This is a genomic window from Microbacterium sp. str. 'China', from assembly GCF_002993305.1.
Classification (GTDB): Bacteria; Actinomycetota; Actinomycetes; order Actinomycetales; family Microbacteriaceae; genus Microbacterium; species Microbacterium paraoxydans.
Genome location: NZ_CP027434.1, coordinates 1,899,837 through 1,914,922, shown reverse-complemented (window position 1 = coordinate 1,914,922; position 15,086 = coordinate 1,899,837). Strand labels below are relative to the sequence as shown.

Here is a 15,086-nt window from a genome sequence, read left to right as displayed (position 1 = left end):
GGGTCTCCCAGCGGCCCCGTGAAAGGCGAAACGTGACTCCTGCCACGACGAAGAACACGCGGACGAAGAAGGCCGATCAGATCACCGCGGATCCCGAGGTCGAGGACGTCGAAGCGACCGAAGCGGCTCCCGCGCCCAAGCGCGCCGCGGCCAAGCGCGCCCCCGCGAAGAAGAAGAAGTCGGACGACGTCGTCGAGGAAGACGACGCCGCTGCGGCCGAGGGCTCCGAAGACGCCGCGGGCGACGAGGAGGAGGACGACGCGAAGCCGGCCTTCACCGAGCCGCTGCCGACCGGTGCGATCGTCATCTCCTCCAAGGACGACGAAGAGGTCCCGGTCTACTCGACCCAGATCACCGGCGCGACGGCCGACCCGGTCAAGGACTACCTGAAGCAGATCGGAAAGGTCGCGCTGCTGAACGCGGCCGAAGAGGTCGAGCTCGCGATGCGCATCGAGGCGGGTCTGTTCGCGGAGGAGAAGCTCTCCGCGATGTCTCCCGCCGAGAAGACGAGCCAGCTCGGACTCGACCTGCAGTGGGTCGCCCGTGACGGTCAGCGCGCGAAGAGCCACCTCCTCGGCGCGAACCTCCGTCTCGTCGTCTCCCTTGCCAAGCGCTACACCGGACGCGGGATGCAGTTCCTGGACCTGATCCAGGAGGGCAACCTCGGCCTGATCCGCGCCGTCGAGAAGTTCGACTACACCAAGGGCTTCAAGTTCTCGACCTATGCCACCTGGTGGATCCGTCAGGCGATCACGCGTGCCATGGCCGACCAGGCCCGCACGATCCGCATCCCCGTGCACATGGTCGAGGTCATCAACAAGCTCGCCCGCGTGCAGCGCCAGATGCTCCAGGATCTCGGTCGCGAGCCCACCCCGGAAGAGCTGAGCCGCGAGCTCGACATGACCCCCGAGAAGGTCGTGGAGGTACAGAAGTACGGCCGCGAGCCGATCTCCCTGCACACGCCGCTCGGCGAAGACGGCGACAGCGAGTTCGGCGACCTCATCGAGGACACCGAGGCCGTGGTCCCCGCCGATGCCGTGGGCTTCACGATGCTGCAGCGTCAGCTCGAGCAGCTCCTCGACTCGCTCTCCGAGCGCGAGGCCGGCGTGATCCGGATGCGCTTCGGCCTGGGCGACGGTCAGCCGAAGACGCTCGACCAGATCGGTGACACGTTCGGGGTGACGCGTGAGCGCATCCGCCAGATCGAGTCCAAGACGATGGCCAAGCTGCGCCACCCGAGCCGCTCGCAGTCGCTGCGGGACTACCTCGAGTGATGCAGGCGAACGAGGGCAAGGCGCTCGAGACGAGCGTCGACGGAAAGAGCTACGCGCGGATCCCGCTGCGCACCCGCGTCGTGATGCCGGACGACGATCTCGACGCCATCATCACGGAGTACGCCAAAGATGCCGTCCAGCCGGGCGACCTCCTCTTCGTGACCGAGAAGATCGTCGCGATCACGCAGGGGCGGTCCTACCGCCTGGACGAGATCAAGCCGCGGAAGCTCGCGCTGTTCCTGTCGAAGTACGTCACGCGCACGCCGTACGGCATCGGTCTCGGCATGCCCGAGACGATGGAGATGGCGCTGCGTGAGTGCGGTACGCCGCGCATCCTCTTCGCGGCGGCCGTCTCGGCGATCACCAAGGCGTTCGGGCGCAAGGGCGACTTCTACCGCATCGCGGGGGACAAGGCGCGCGCGATCGACGGACCGACGAAGCACACCATCCCTCCGTACAACGAGGCTGTGGTGCTCGGGCCGAAGGATCCGGACCGGGTCGCGGCGCACCTGAAGACGCTGATCGGCGGTCAGGCGGAGGTGGCCGTGGTCGACATCAACGATCTCGGCGGCAACATCCTCGGCTCCACGCTGGACAAGGCGGGGGAGCTGCGGCTGGTGAAGATCCTCGGTGACAACCCGCTGGGGCAGGGCCTCGAGTCCACCCCGCTCGGCATCGTCCGCGCGGTCTGAGCGGGTCGAACCACCCCTTCACATACGAACCGGCCCCTTGCGTTTGAACGCAAGGGGCCGGTTCGTTCGTAAGGGGCCGGGTCGACGCTTCGACAGGCTCAGAAGCCGATGACCTCGCGATACCGCGGCTTGTGCCCGGTACGGATGCCGGTGATGCTGGGCTTGTTCTCGTACACGCCTGCGCCCCAGTTGCCCTCGACGAGCACGGGGCCGTCAGGGGTCACGACGACGTCCCAGCCGACGTACTGCACCTGCGGCACGACGCGGGCGACCTGATCGATGAACGCCCGCACCTCGTCCATATAGGGCAGCTGGAAGTCGGCGATACGGAACCCGGAGTCCGGGTGCGTCTCGTGGACGTGGCCGTGCGAGTCGTAGCCGGCGCCCACCGCGTGCCCGTTCTCGTCGAGCATCGTGTAGAAGCCGCCGAAGGTCATCTGGTCGCTCACCGCGCCGCGTCCGAACTTCTGCGCCATCGCGAGGATGTGCGCCTTCTCGCCGTCGAAGAACGCGGTGATGCGCGTGGTGTTCACGGTCCCGGGGCACACGGCTGCGAGGTCGTCGTGCTGGCGGATGACCTCTTCGATCAGCAGCTCGCCGCGATCGAGGAGGCCGCGGTGGAACTCGGTCCAGTCCGTGATGTCGGCCGCGTGATACCGGTGCACACCGGTCCCGGCCTGGCCGACCGGCTCCTTCGTGACGATCGTGCCGAGGCGCTCCGTCAGGGCGCGGACCTCGTCGGCGTTCCCCTCCTCGACCACCATCCACTCACGGTGCAGGTGCGCGGAGAACTTGCGGTTGAACTCGATCTTGTCCTGGAAGATCCAGCGGAAGTCGGGGTGGTCGTACTTCTGCGAGAGCTGGTTGGACACGGGGTGCGTCATGTACGTCTCACGCTCGGCCCGGTTCAGCATCGCGAAGTCGTAGTCGATGTAGTCCTGGAAGCCGACGTTGTGACGGGCCGCCGACCAGAGCATGTCGGCGACGATCGTGGGCACGGGCCGGTGATGCTGGGCCGAGGCCTCCTTGGCGCGTTCGAACACCGAACCGACGTCGATGCGGCGGGCACGGCCGAGGAGGTAGCGGATGCGGGGCGCGAGAGAAAGACGAGACATGAAGCTCCGGGTCTAGGGATCGACGTCCCAGTCTACGCGGGGAGCCCCCAGGCTCCTGGGAGCGCGGAAGCTAGGCTGGAGCACGTGTGTGACACGAGTTCGAGTGCGCTTCCGCAGGCGATGATCTCGCGTTCGGCCCTCGCTGCCGGCGCGTCCGCGGCGATCCAGGCGGGAGGTCGTCGGGCCGACTTGCGGCGCGATGCGTGGGGTCACGGTCTGCTCGCCGTCGCCCAGGCGGTGACCGCGGCAGGAGCGAAGGAGGTCCTCGTCGACTCCCCCGGAGAGGTCGAGGCGCTCCGTCTCGAAGGCATCACCGCCACGACCACTGGAGAGCCGGACCTCGATCCCCGTCTCCTCTATGGGCTGCCGTCCGCGGAGGGCCTCCCGACGACGCCTCCGGTCATGCGTCTGGTCGGCCGTGTCATGTCCACCAAGCGCCTGCGGGCGGGAGAGGCCGTCTCGTACGGCTACACCTTCCGGGCGGCGGCGGACACCACGGTCGCGCTCGTGACGGGCGGCTACGCTCAGGGCGTCGTCCGGGCCCTGGGCAACCACGCGGACGTGGAGATCGACGGCGCGCTGCACCCCATCGTCGGGCGTGTCGCGATGGACGTCTGCGTCATCGACCTCCAGGGCGCCCCCGCGGAGGTGGGCGACGCGGTGACCTACTTCGGAGGGACCGGACCCGCCTCCGGCGCCATCGCGCGCTGGGCGGAGCTCACTCGGATGACCCCGGCCGAGCTCGTCGCGGTCCCGGGAGCGCACGCCGTGCGCGGATGGGAGGCATGATGGGAGGCCCGATGCGCCCCGAACTGCGTCTGGACAGCGCCGTCTTCCGCACGAACATCGCGGCGGTCCGTGACCGCCTCGGCGACTCCACGCTGATGCTGGTCCTCAAGGACGACGCCTACGGCCACGGGCTCCGCTGGGCGGTCGAGACGGCCCTCGAGGCCGGGGTGACCTCGTTCGGCAGCTATGACGTGCGCGGAGGCGTCGAGGTCCGGCGCATCGCGGGCGGGGAGGTGACGGTGTTCGCCTGGGCGACCTCGACCGATGAGGAGATCGACGAGGCGCTCCTGCAGGACATCGAGCTCGGCGTCGGCACGGTCGAGTATCTCCGGCGCATCGCCGCGCGGGCGGAGGTCCTCGGCTTGCGCGCACGGATCCACCTCAAGATCGACACCGGGCTACATCGCAACGGCGTGCGCCCGGAGGACTGGGCGGCCGCGGTCGCCGAAGCCCGAGACGCCGAGCGCTCCGGCGCACTCGCCCTCGTCGGCGTCTGGAGCCACATCGCCGAGGCGAGCGATGCCGAGGACGACGAGGCGCAGGCCGTGTTCCTCGACGCCGTCCGGCAGGTCGGCCTGACCGGGCCGCAGCCGGCGTCTGTGCACCTCACGGCCTCGGCCGCGTCCTGGTGGCGACCCGAGCTGCGCGGGACCGTGTCGCGGATCGGCGCGTTCTGCTACGGCGTCCGCTCGGCGGACGGCCCGGACCTCGACGGGATCCGTCCCGCGGCGCGTCTCGTCGCGCCGGTCGTGCGGCTGGAGGGCGAGAACGCGATCGTCGCTGTCGGGAGCCTGGACGGCGTCCCCTCCACGCTGGCCGGGATGACGGTGGGCACCCCCGCCGGCTCGCGTGCGGTGTCGACCATCGATGTCGCCACGATGACGGTCGAAGGCTGGCCGGGGATGGCGGTCGGCGACGAGGTGACGATCTTCGGCCCCGGCGCACAGGGGGAGGAGACAGCAACGACCCTCGCCGAGCGGATCGATACGGTGGGCGAGGAGATCCTCACCCGCCTCGGTCCGCGGATTCGGCGGAGGGTCGTGGACTGAACCGGCCCGGCCGGGTCAGGCGCTGATCAGACCGTCTCGATGAGACGGGCGGTCTCGTCGTGCCAGCTCGTGGCCACGCTGCGCAGCTTCTCTTCGTACTTGCGGCCGTGGTGGGCGCAGAAGAGCAGCTCGGAACCGTTGACCTCGGCGGCGATGTAGGCCTGCGCTCCACACGAGTCGCAGCGGTCCATCGCGGTCAGGCGGTACTCGACAGCGGAGGTCTCACGTTCGGTCGTTGCATTCATCTCGGGGCCTCCTCGGGTGTCGGCGTCCTTGTTGGTCGTGCTCAATACAACCACGCTGCACCTGGGGGCATGCCCGGTCGACGGCGTGTTTCGCTCAGCGCGTACGCGCGCACCCGCGAAGGCGGCGCCCCGGGGAGTGTCTGCGAGGGGCGGCTCCCTCCCGCGAATAGACTCGGAGATTGTGAATGCCGAGTACTCCGCCCATCATCTCCAGGTGCTCGAAGGACTCGAAGCGGTCCGCAAGCGCCCCGGTATGTACATCGGCTCGAACGGTTCGCCCGGGCTCATGCACTGCCTCTGGGAGATCATCGACAACTCCGTGGACGAGGCCGTCGCCGGCAACGGTTCCCGGATCGACGTCATCCTCCACGACGACGGCAGCGTCGAGGTGCACGACCGCGGTCGCGGCATCCCCGTCGACGTCGAGCCCCGGACCGGTCTGACCGGCGTCGAGGTCGTGTACACGAAGCTGCACGCCGGAGGGAAGTTCGGCGGTGGCTCCTATGCGGCATCGGGCGGTCTGCACGGCGTCGGCGCCTCGGTCGTGAACGCCCTCTCCGAGCGCCTCGACGTCGAGGTCGACCGCGGCGGCAAGACCTACGCGATGTCCTTCCACCGCGGTGAGCCCGGCATCTTCCAGGACTCGGGGGAGAAGCGGCCCGATGCGCCGTTCACCCCGTTCGAGGAGAACAGCGAGCTGCGCGTCGTCGGCAAGGCGCCGCGCGGCGTCACCGGCACGCGGGTGCGGTACTGGGCCGACCGCCAGATCTTCACCAAGGACGCCGCGTTCCAGCTCGCCGAGCTCGAGACGCGGGCGCGTCAGACGGCCTTCCTGGTCCCCGGGCTCGAGATCGTGGTGCGCGACGAGCGCGCCGCGAGCGCCGGGGTGGGGGAGGACGGTGCGCCGACCGGCCCCGTGGAGACCTCGTACCTCTACGAGGGCGGCATCTCCGAGTTCGTGGACTACCTCGCGGTCGACCCGCCGGTGACCGACACCTGGCGCATCCAGGGGGAGGGCACGTTCACCGAGACCGTCCCGGTCCTGCAGCCGGACGGGCACATGGTGGCGACCGAGGTCGAGCGCGTCTGCGCCGTCGACATCGCCCTGCGCTGGGGCACCGGCTACGACACCCGCATCCGCTCCTTCGTGAACATCATCTCCACGCCGAAGGGCGGCACGCATCAGCAGGGCTTCGAGCAGGAGCTGCTGAAGGTGCTCCGCAGCCAGGTCGAGCAGAACGCCCGCCGGCTCAAGGTCGGCAACGACAAGCTCGAGAAGGACGACGTCCTCGCCGGCCTCACCGCGGTCCTCACGGTCAACGTACCGGAGCCGCAGTTCGAGGGTCAGACGAAGGAGGTGCTCGGCACGCCCGCCGTGCGCCAGATCGTGGCCCAGGTGATGCGCAAGGACCTTCAGCAGCGTTTCACCTCCACCAAGCGCGACGACAAGAGCCAGGCCACGCAGCTGCTCGACAAGATCGTCTCCGAGATGAAGGCCCGCGTGTCGGCACGCGCCCACAAGGAGACGCAGCGCCGGAAGAACGCGCTCGAGTCGTCCACCCTGCCGACCAAGCTCGTCGACTGCCGGACGAACGACGTGGAGCGCAGCGAGCTCTTCATCGTCGAGGGCGACTCGGCCCTCGGCACGGCGAAGAACGCGCGCAACAGCGAGTTCCAGGCGCTGCTGCCGATCCGCGGGAAGATCCTCAACGTGCAGAAGGCGTCGGTCGGCGACATGCTGTCCAACGCCGAGTGCGCGTCCATCATCCAGGTGATCGGGGCCGGCTCCGGTCGGACGTTCGACATCGACGCCGCGCGCTACGGGAAGATCATCCTCATGAGCGACGCCGACGTCGACGGCGCGCACATCCGCACTCTGCTGCTCACGCTCTTCTTCCGCTACATGCGGCCCCTCATCGAGAACGGACGGGTGTTCGCCGCCGTGCCGCCGCTGCATCGGATCATCGTCATCAATCCGGGATCCAAGCCGAACGAGACGATCTACACCTACAGCGAGCAGGAGCTGCACGCGCTGCTCGCGAAGCTCCGCAAGGCCGGCAAGCGCTGGCACGAGCCGATCCAGCGCTACAAGGGTCTCGGCGAGATGGACGCCGAGCAGCTCGCGAACACGACGATGGACCGCTCCGGTCGTCTGCTCCGCCGCGTCCGGATGGAGGACGCCGAGGCGGCGGGCCGCGTCTTCGAACTCCTCATGGGCAACGAGGTCGCCCCGCGGCGGGAGTTCATCATCGACTCCGCCGACCAGCTCTCCCGCGAGTCCATCGACGCCTGAGTGCAGAGGTCACGAAGAAGGGGACCCGGCGTGGCCGGGTCCCCTTCTTCGTGGAACGGATCAGACGAGCGTGCGGCCGATGCTGCCGATGACGCCGTCGATCGGCTGACCGGAGGCGTCGCGTCGTGCCCCCACGTCCGGGAGCTTGCGCACCGCGCCGGTGGGGTCGACGGCCAGTGCCGGACTCGGGCCGACCCAGGCGACGGTGAGGCGGTCCTCGCCCTTCAGGAAGGCGTGGGCGCGGACGCCGCCAGTCGCGCGGCCCTTCGACGGGTACTCCGTGAAGGCCGAGACCTTCGCGCGGCCGGGATCGGTGCCTGGCAGGATGCTCTCCGCGCCGGACACCGTGGCGACGACGGCCTCCGTGTCCGGGCGGACGGTGCCGAAGAAGAGGACAGAGGCGCCGGAGCCGAGCTTGATGCCCGCCATGCCGCCCGCCGGGGCGCCCTGGGGGCGGACCGTCGAAGCCGAGAACCGGAGGAGCTGCGCGTCGGTGGTGAGGAACACGAGGTCGGCGTCATCCGCAGCGTCAGCCGCACCGACCACGGCGTCGCCGGCCTTGAGGCCGATGACCTCCAGGTCGGGCCGCACGGGCAGGGTCGACGGCACGATGCGCTTCACGATGCCCTGAGCGGTGCCGAGGGCGACGGGGGTCTCGCTGTCGAAACGGACGAACCCGAGGATGCGCTCGCCCTTGGTCGTGATCCCGAGGTAGTCGCGCAGCGGAGTCCCCGCGGCGAGCTGCACCGAGGTGCCGGGCACCGAGGGCAGGTCGACGGGGGAGAAGCGGACGACGCGTCCCGTGCTGGTGAGCGCCCCGACCTCGCCCCGGACCGTCGTCTCGACTGTCGCGAGGATGGCGTCGTGCTTGCTCCGCCGGGCCGGGGCGGTGAGCTCCTGTCCTTCGCCGAGGTCCACGCGCACGGCGCGGCCCGTCGTCGACAGGACCACGGTGGTCGGAGCATCGGCGATCTGCAGATCCACCGCGCCCTTCGTCGCGCGGGGCTTCGGCGGGGCGGCGTTCATCAGCAGCGTGCGGCGCGGCGTGCCGTAGGCCTCCGCCACGGCGTCCAGCTCCTGGGCGACGGCGGCGCGCAGCAGCGCCGGGCTGGCGAGCAGTTCGCGCAGCGACGCGATCTCCGCGAGGAGGGCGTCCCGCTCCGCTTCGAGCTCGATGCGGGAGAACTTGGTCAGGCGGCGCAGTCGCAGTTCGAGGATGTACTCGGCCTGCGGCTCGCTGAGGTCGAACACCGACCGGAGTCGGGTGCGGGCCTGCTCCGTGTCGTCCGAGGAGCGGATGACCTGGATGACCTCGTCGATGTCGAGGATCGCGATGAGGAGCCCCTCCACCAGGTGCAGGCGCTCCTCCCGGCGCGCGAGCCGGTACCGGCTGCGGCGGGTGATGACCTCGATGCGGTGCCCCACGTAGACGCTGAGCATCTCCTTGAGCCCGAGCGTGCGGGGCTGACCGTCGACGAGGGCGACGTTGTTGATGCTGAAGGAGTCCTCCAGCGGAGTGAGCCGGTACAGCTGCTCCAGGACGGCGTTCGGGTCGAATCCGGTCTTGATCCCGATCGCGACGCGCAGGCCGTGGTTCCGGTCGGTGAGGTCGGTGACGTCGCTGATGCCCTGCAGCTTCTTCGCCTGCACCGCGTCGCGGATCTTCTCGATGAGACGCTCCGGGCCGACCATGTAGGGCAGCTCCGACACGATGATGCCCGTGCGCCGGGGGCCCAGCGGCTCGATCGACGTCCGCCCGCGGACCTTGAGGGCACCGCGCCCGGTCGTATAGGCGTCCTTCACGCCATCGAGCCCCATGAGGATCCCGCCCGACGGGAAGTCGGGACCGGGGACGTACTCCATGAGATCCTCGGTGGTGGCGTCCGGGTTCTCGAGCAGGTGGGTCGCCGCGGCGACGACCTCGATGAGGTTGTGCGGCGCCATGTTGGTCGCCATGCCCACCGCGATGCCGCTGGCACCGTTGACGAGCAGGTTGGGGAACGCCGCGGGCAGCACGGCCGGCTGCTGGAACTGGCCGTCGTAGTTCGGGATGAAGTCGACGACGTCCTCGTCGAGGTTCTCGGTGAGCGACAGCGCGGGTGCGGCGAGGCGCGCCTCGGTGTACCGGGCGGCGGCGGGGCCGTCGTCCAAGGAGCCGAAGTTGCCGTGACCGTCGACGAGCGGCACCCGGAGGGCCCACTCCTGCGCGAGGCGGACGAGCGCGTCGTAGATGGCCGAGTCGCCGTGGGGGTGCAGCTTTCCCATGACCTCGCCCACGACGCGGGCGCTCTTCACATGACCGCGGTCCGGGCGCAGGCCCATCTCGGCCATCTGGAACAGGATGCGGCGCTGCACCGGCTTGAGGCCGTCTCTGGCGTCGGGGAGTGCCCGCGAGTAGATGACGGAGTACGCGTACTCCAGGAAGGATCCCTGCATCTCGTGAGAGAGATCGATGTCCTGGATGCGTTCCTCGACGGGCTCGGGCGGCGGGGTTTTCGGCATGGACTTCCTGAGGGCGTACGGGAGCGTGTGTCAGACTGGCTCGGATGTCCTTCATGCTACCGTCCGTGCCGCCCGGCGCCCGGAGCGTCGTCGGGGTGGCGGACGACCTGTGCGCCGCTCTCCGAGGCGAATCCGCCACGCTGCCGAGCGCCGATTCGGCCGTGCTCGTGGTGATCGACGGCCTCGGGGCGATCAGCCTCAGGGGCCACGCCGGTCATGCCCGGTCGCTCACCGCATCCATGACCAAGAAGGACGTCGCCCAGACGGTGTTCCCGACGACGACGGCGGCGGCGCTGACCAGTCTCACCACGGGTGCCTGGCCGGGGGAGCACGGCCTCGTCGGGTACCGGGTCAGGGATCCGGAACGGGACGTGCTCGTGAACCAGCTCAGCGGGTGGGAGACGGACGGCCTGGATCCCCTCACCTGGCAGGGGACGCCCACCGTGTTCGAGCGCGCGGCGTCGGTCGGACAGGAGACGTTCGCCGTCGGACTCGCGACCTACGCGCACAGCGGCTTCACGCGGGCGACGTTGCGGGGAGCGACCTTCGTGTCTGCCGCGACGCCGGAGGAGCGGGTCGAGGTCGCCTACACGCTGGCCGCGGACCATCCGGGCTCGCTGGTGTACTGCTACCTCCCCGAGGTCGACAAGGCGGGGCACAAGCACGGTGTCGCGTCCGCCGAGTGGGTGGCCGCGTTGGAGCGGATCGACGGGGCGCTGTCGCTCCGCGTCCCCCCGCGGGTCGGCGTGGTCGTGACCTCGGATCACGGGATGGTCGATGTGCCGTTCCACCGTCAGGTAGTGCTCGAGGAGTCGCATCTCGCGGGAATCCGTCACGTGGGCGGAGAACCCCGCATGCTGCACCTCTACTCTGAGCCGGACGCCGATGCCGCTCTGGTTGCGACGCGGCTTCGCCGCGACCTCGAGGGCGCGGCCGATGTCGTCACCCGCGCGGAGGCGGTGGAGGCCGGGCTCTTCGGTCCGGTCGTGCGAGACGAGGTCCTGGATCGCATCGGCGACGTCCTGGTCATCGCCACGGGAGTCCGGGCACTCTACGACGGTACTGCCGACGACCAGCGCAATCGCGGCATGGTGGGGCAGCACGGGGCGCTTACGCCGGATGAGACGCGGGTTCCCTTCCTGCGGTTCGGATCGTTCGCCTCCTGAGGCTCGACCGGGAACCGATCACTCGTCGGTGCGCGCTCCGAAGACGATCTCGTCCCACGACGGCATCGCGTTCCGGCGGCGCCGACGCCCGCTGCCGTCGCTGTCCCCGGAAGCAGGCTGACGCGGCGCGGGCTCGGGGGCCTCGGGCTCGTCGTCCGGCTCCTCCAGGGCGGCGAACAGAGCGATGGGGTCGGACTCTTCCGGAGTCTCCTCGATCTCGTGCTCGATCGGCGACGGTTCCCGCTGGCCGCGACGGCGGCGCAGGGCTTCGAGGAGGTCGGCGGTCTCCGGACTCGTCGAGGCGGAGTCGGGTGCGCGGTTGATCGCGGCGTCCTGGACCGCCGGCGCCGACCGCTCGGGCTGGGCCGGCTCGTCGGCCTCTGCAACCGGAGCCGGGACCAGACGAGGACCGAAGGCACCGGAGTCGAAGCGGCTGTCGTCCTTGTAGGGGGAAGCGGCACGGTCCGCCTCCACCGCCCGCAGGCGCGGGATGAGGCCCTCCGGGAGCGAACCCTGGCGGGAGAGCTGCGTGGCGTCGGCGTTCAGGGGGGAGAGGGCGCTGCGCCGCGGATCGAAGCTCCAGCGGGCGTCATGCTCGACGTCGTTGGCGGAGAACTCCAGCTTGATGATCCAACCGGACTCCTCCTTCCAGCTGGCCCAGCGTTCGGACGACGCGGCCACCTCGGCGAGCTTGGCGCGGACCGCGGCTCCGAAGGTGGGCTGCGCATCCGGCTCGACTTCGCTGCCGATGAGGACGGGCACGGCGAGCGCCTGGCCGATGATGTGCTCGCGCTCGGCGAGGACGGGGCCCTCGAACCGGGCGACGTCGTCGACGCTGATCCCGAGGAGCTCCGCGACCTCCGCGGCGGTGAGACCGGCGCGGATCTGTGCCTGGATGTCGCGTGGACTCGCAGCGAGCTTCTGGGCGGCCGGCTCGGCCTGGCGCGTCGCGCGGCGGATCTCCCGCTGCAGCACGGCGTCGATGGGCAGCGCGAACCGCTCGCCCGCTTCGGTAGCGAGGACGAGCACTCCTGCCTCTGTGCCGACGATGGTGACGTTTTCCATGCGAATGCCCCTCTGATGGGTGTGCGTTCATGGTGTCACGCCGGGCTGGCCGGAACGGGGAATACGGCGGGCGTGCCGTGAGTTTGCCCTGTCGCATGGGAGGGCATTTGCGAAACGCCCGCCGGTCATGCAAACTATGGCCGCCGATTACCCGACGGCGCACCCGCCCACTCGCACCATGAAAGTGGAGATTCACCGCATGGCAACCGATTACGACGCTCCCCGAAAGAGTGAAGACGACTCCGAGTCGATCGAAGCCCTCAAGGAGCGTGTGCCGGACAAGCTGTCCGGCACGACCGGAGACGAGGACTCCGACAACCCGTCGAGCTTCGACCTCCCTGGCGCGGACCTCTCCGACCTCGAGCTGGATGTCGTCGTGCTGCCCGCGCAGCAGGACGAGTTCACCTGCATGAGCTGCTTCCTCGTGAAGCACCGCTCGCAGCTCGACCACGAGGGACCCGATGGCCCCATCTGCAAGGAGTGCGCTGCCTGAGCAGCCCTCTGAGCGACGCCCCACGCGCCCCCGACCATCCAGGTCAGGGGCGCGCTGTCGTCTGCGGGTGCGGTCAGTCCCGTGCGGCGCGGATGGCCGCGGCGAGACGGTCCGGGGTGCGGGTCGAGATCGTCCAGGCGACGACGGGGTCCGCCTCGTCGGTGTTCGGCACCACGACGACTCCATCGATGCCGCCGCGGATGAGGTGCCAGCCGCGTGCGGGGAGCTCGGGTCCTCTGGCGCTGCGCGCGTCCTCGCCGGTCAACGCCATCGGCTCGCCGAGATAGCGCACGTCGATGTGAGCAGGCCCGGCGCGGAGTACGTCGTCCTGCACCGAGACGACCGGAGCCAGGGCGATGGCCGCCACCACGAGCAGCGCGGACACCGCTCCGCCGAGCAGCAGCGCGAAGGTCGAGCCGACCGGCACGAAGATGAGGGACACCATCGGTCCCGCCAGGGCGATCGTGACCAGCAGCCACAGGCTGGGGGCCAGGCGTTCGTGGTAGCGGGGACGTGCGTCCGTTGCGGGGTTCTGCATTAGCCTCATGGGGTGACCGATTCCGTTGATGTCCCCATTATCGCCGCAGTGGTCCCCGGCTATGCGCATCCGGGCGACGCCGGAGCCGATCTCGTGGCCGCCGAGGCCGTACGGCTCGAGCCGGGGGAGCGGGCTCTCGTGCCCACGGGCGTGCGTCTCGCGCTGCCGGACGGCTATGCGGCCTTCGTGGTGCCCCGGAGCGGTCTCGCGGCGAAGCACGGCATCTCGATCGTGAACTCGCCCGGCACCGTCGACGCCGGCTACCGGGGCGAGATCAAGGTCAGTCTGATCAACACGGACATCCACAGCGCGTACGATGTCGCCGTCGGCGATCGCATCGCACAGCTCATCGTGATGCCCGTCACCCGCGCCCGGTTCCTCCCGGTCGACGAGCTTCCGGACAGCGTCCGCGGCGCCGGCGGATTCGGCTCGACCGGCTACCAGGCACAGACTCCCGAGAACGAAGCAGGACAGGCGAAATGACCGACAGCAACGACACCCCTTCCAAGTCGGCGCCCGAGAACCGCGCCACCGAGGGCCCGTTCGACGACTCCGAGGCGAACCCCGTCCGCCCGTACATCGACCTCGGCGGGATCAAGATCCTGCCGCGCGAGGGACTGAACCTGCGGCTCGAGGTCGAGGAGCAGAGCAAGCGCATCGTCGCGGTCGGGCTCGACTACGCCGAGTCGTCGCTCCAGGTGCAGCCGTTCGCGGCTCCGCGGAGTGGCGGTCTGTGGGATGAGACGCGGGTCCAGCTCCGCGACCAGGTGAAGGCGCAGGGCGGTCGTGTCGAGGAGCGGGAGGGTCCGCTCGGCAAGGAGCTCCTCGCGGAGGTGCCCGCGACCGCCAGTGAAGGCTCCGGCCTGCGCCTCGCGCGCTTCATCGGCATCGACGGCCCGCGCTGGTTCCTGCGCGGTGTGATCGGCGGCGCGGCGGCTTCCGACCCGGAGGCGGCGGCGAAGGTCGAGGACCTCTTCCGCTCGATCGTCGTCGTCCGCGGGGGAGCGCCCATGCCGCCGCGCGACCTCATTCCCCTGAAGATGCCGGCGACGCCGGGCTCCGCGTGACCACGCCGGACGCCGAGGAGCCACGCACGCAGAGCGCGTCGGAGATCCTCGGAGCAGCACTCGGCGGCGCCGCGCGCAAGGCCGGGCTCGACCCGTCCGAAAGCGCGAGCACGCACAAGGTGGTCTGGTCGGCCATGGGCGGCTGGCGCGGGATCCTGGAGTCGGTGCTGCCGAGCCTCGCGTTCGTGATCCTGTTCACCCTTCGGCCTGAGCCCCTGCTGCTGCCGCTCGGAGTGTCCGTCGGTCTGGCGGCCGTGTTCACCGTCGTCCGGCTGGTGCAGAAGTCGCCGCCGTCGGCCGCCCTCGGCGGACTGATCGCGGCCGTGGCCGCCGCCGGTCTGGCGCTGTGGACGGGCCGCGGCGAGGACAACTTCGTTCCCGGCCTCATCACCAACGCGGTCTACGGCTCGGCGATCCTCGTCTCGGCTCTCGTCGGCTGGTCGGTCATCGGTCTCGCGGTCGGCTTCCTCATGGGGGAGGGCACCGCTTGGCGTGCGGATCGTCGCAAGCGGCGGGCCTTCTTCTGGCTCGGCATCGCCTGGGCCACGCTGTTCTTCGCGCGGCTGATCGTGCAGTTCCCGCTGTACCTGGCCGGTGACGTCACCGCCCTCGGGACCCTCAAGCTCGTGATGGGACTGCCGTTGTTCGCGCCCCTGATCGCCGTGACCTGGCTGGTCGTCCGCGCGCTCTATCCCCGCGCGTCGTCGCACGACGACCCCGCGGCGGCGTGATAGATTTATCTCGACATCAAGATAAATCACGGGCTTTCGCCGGTGACCTGCGCGGAGCAGACTGGTT

At 69.9% G+C, this 15,086-nt stretch carries 15 protein-coding genes; 10 read left to right on the top strand and 5 right to left on the bottom strand.

Features of this window, described 5'->3' with window-relative positions; all coding sequences use genetic code 11:
* Positions 1–80: 80 nt before the first annotated feature.
* Together C6C15_RS09210 and C6C15_RS09205 are read left to right on the top strand one after the other, a co-directional pair.
* A complete protein-coding gene (locus C6C15_RS09210; protein ID WP_370670652.1) occupies positions 81–1,274 on the top strand; it encodes an RNA polymerase sigma factor in 1,194 nt (397 codons plus the stop codon).
* Positions 1,274–1,966 (top strand): coenzyme F420-0:L-glutamate ligase, encoded by a 693-nt coding sequence (locus C6C15_RS09205; protein WP_060921806.1) that lies wholly within the window; start codon positions 1,274–1,276, stop codon positions 1,964–1,966. The genes C6C15_RS09210 and C6C15_RS09205 overlap by 1 nt, the downstream gene beginning before the upstream one ends.
* A 98-nt stretch (positions 1,967–2,064) precedes the next feature.
* On the opposite strand, the gene C6C15_RS09200 is transcribed toward C6C15_RS09205, so the two are convergent.
* A complete protein-coding gene (locus C6C15_RS09200; RefSeq protein WP_105949903.1) occupies positions 2,065–3,081 on the bottom strand; it encodes a sugar-transfer associated ATP-grasp domain-containing protein in 1,017 nt (338 codons plus the stop codon).
* 84 nt (positions 3,082–3,165) lie between these two features.
* On the opposite strand from C6C15_RS09200, the gene C6C15_RS09195 reads away from it, so the two are divergent.
* Complete coding sequence (locus C6C15_RS09195) at positions 3,166–3,870, top strand: alanine racemase (protein ID WP_234024111.1); 705 nt, start codon at positions 3,166–3,168, stop codon at positions 3,868–3,870.
* An 11-nt stretch (positions 3,871–3,881) separates the two neighbouring features.
* Positions 3,882–4,919 (top strand): alanine racemase, encoded by a 1,038-nt coding sequence (locus C6C15_RS09190; protein ID WP_105950798.1) that lies wholly within the window; start codon positions 3,882–3,884, stop codon positions 4,917–4,919.
* Positions 4,920–4,945: 26 nt separating this feature from the next.
* Here the strand turns inward: C6C15_RS09190 and C6C15_RS09185 are convergent, their stop codons facing one another.
* Positions 4,946–5,164: a DUF7455 domain-containing protein gene (locus C6C15_RS09185; RefSeq protein WP_025103577.1), complete on the bottom strand. Its 219-nt coding sequence runs from the start codon at positions 5,162–5,164 to the stop codon at positions 4,946–4,948.
* Positions 5,165–5,345: 181 nt separating this feature from the next.
* On the opposite strand from C6C15_RS09185, the gene C6C15_RS09180 reads away from it, so the two are divergent.
* The gene (locus C6C15_RS09180) at positions 5,346–7,457 is read left to right on the top strand and encodes a DNA gyrase/topoisomerase IV subunit B (protein ID WP_082750011.1); all 2,112 of its coding nucleotides are present in this window, start codon (positions 5,346–5,348) and stop codon (positions 7,455–7,457) included.
* Positions 7,458–7,517: 60 nt separating this feature from the next.
* Here C6C15_RS09180 and C6C15_RS09175 read toward each other — a convergent pair whose 3' ends face one another.
* Entirely contained in the window at positions 7,518–9,959 is a 2,442-nt protein-coding gene (locus C6C15_RS09175; protein ID WP_105949901.1) for a DNA gyrase/topoisomerase IV subunit A, read from the bottom strand.
* 44 nt (positions 9,960–10,003) lie between these two features.
* Here C6C15_RS09175 and C6C15_RS09170 point away from each other — a divergent pair, with 44 nt between their 5' ends.
* A complete protein-coding gene (locus C6C15_RS09170) occupies positions 10,004–11,125 on the top strand; it encodes an alkaline phosphatase family protein (protein WP_105949900.1) in 1,122 nt (373 codons plus the stop codon).
* An 18-nt stretch (positions 11,126–11,143) separates the two neighbouring features.
* Here C6C15_RS09170 and sepH read toward each other — a convergent pair whose 3' ends face one another.
* Positions 11,144–12,190 carry a septation protein SepH gene (gene sepH / locus C6C15_RS09165; protein ID WP_105949899.1) on the bottom strand — a complete coding sequence of 349 codons (1,047 nt, stop codon included), beginning with the start codon at positions 12,188–12,190 and terminating at the stop codon, positions 11,144–11,146.
* A 199-nt stretch (positions 12,191–12,389) separates the two neighbouring features.
* Between sepH and C6C15_RS09160 the strand changes: the two genes are divergently transcribed.
* Positions 12,390–12,683 carry a DUF4193 domain-containing protein gene (locus tag C6C15_RS09160; RefSeq protein ID WP_060921810.1) on the top strand — a complete coding sequence of 98 codons (294 nt, stop codon included), beginning with the start codon at positions 12,390–12,392 and terminating at the stop codon, positions 12,681–12,683.
* A 73-nt stretch (positions 12,684–12,756) separates the two neighbouring features.
* On the opposite strand, the gene C6C15_RS09155 is transcribed toward C6C15_RS09160, so the two are convergent.
* Entirely contained in the window at positions 12,757–13,221 is a 465-nt protein-coding gene (locus C6C15_RS09155; protein ID WP_105949898.1) for a DUF3093 domain-containing protein, read from the bottom strand.
* Positions 13,222–13,233: 12 nt separating this feature from the next.
* On the opposite strand from C6C15_RS09155, the gene dut reads away from it, so the two are divergent.
* Genes dut through C6C15_RS09140 form a run of 3 tightly spaced genes read left to right on the top strand, consistent with a single transcriptional unit; the run spans position 13,234 to position 15,019 of the window.
* The gene (gene dut / locus C6C15_RS09150; RefSeq protein WP_199787642.1) at positions 13,234–13,704 is read left to right on the top strand and encodes a dUTP diphosphatase; all 471 of its coding nucleotides are present in this window, start codon (positions 13,234–13,236) and stop codon (positions 13,702–13,704) included.
* Positions 13,701–14,288 (top strand): DUF3710 domain-containing protein, encoded by a 588-nt coding sequence (locus tag C6C15_RS09145; protein ID WP_060921813.1) that lies wholly within the window; start codon positions 13,701–13,703, stop codon positions 14,286–14,288. The genes dut and C6C15_RS09145 overlap by 4 nt, the downstream gene beginning before the upstream one ends.
* Positions 14,285–15,019, top strand: coding sequence for a DUF3159 domain-containing protein (locus tag C6C15_RS09140; RefSeq protein WP_105949896.1), 735 nt, complete (start codon positions 14,285–14,287; stop codon positions 15,017–15,019). The genes C6C15_RS09145 and C6C15_RS09140 overlap by 4 nt, the downstream gene beginning before the upstream one ends.
* Positions 15,020–15,086: the final 67 nt, after the last annotated feature.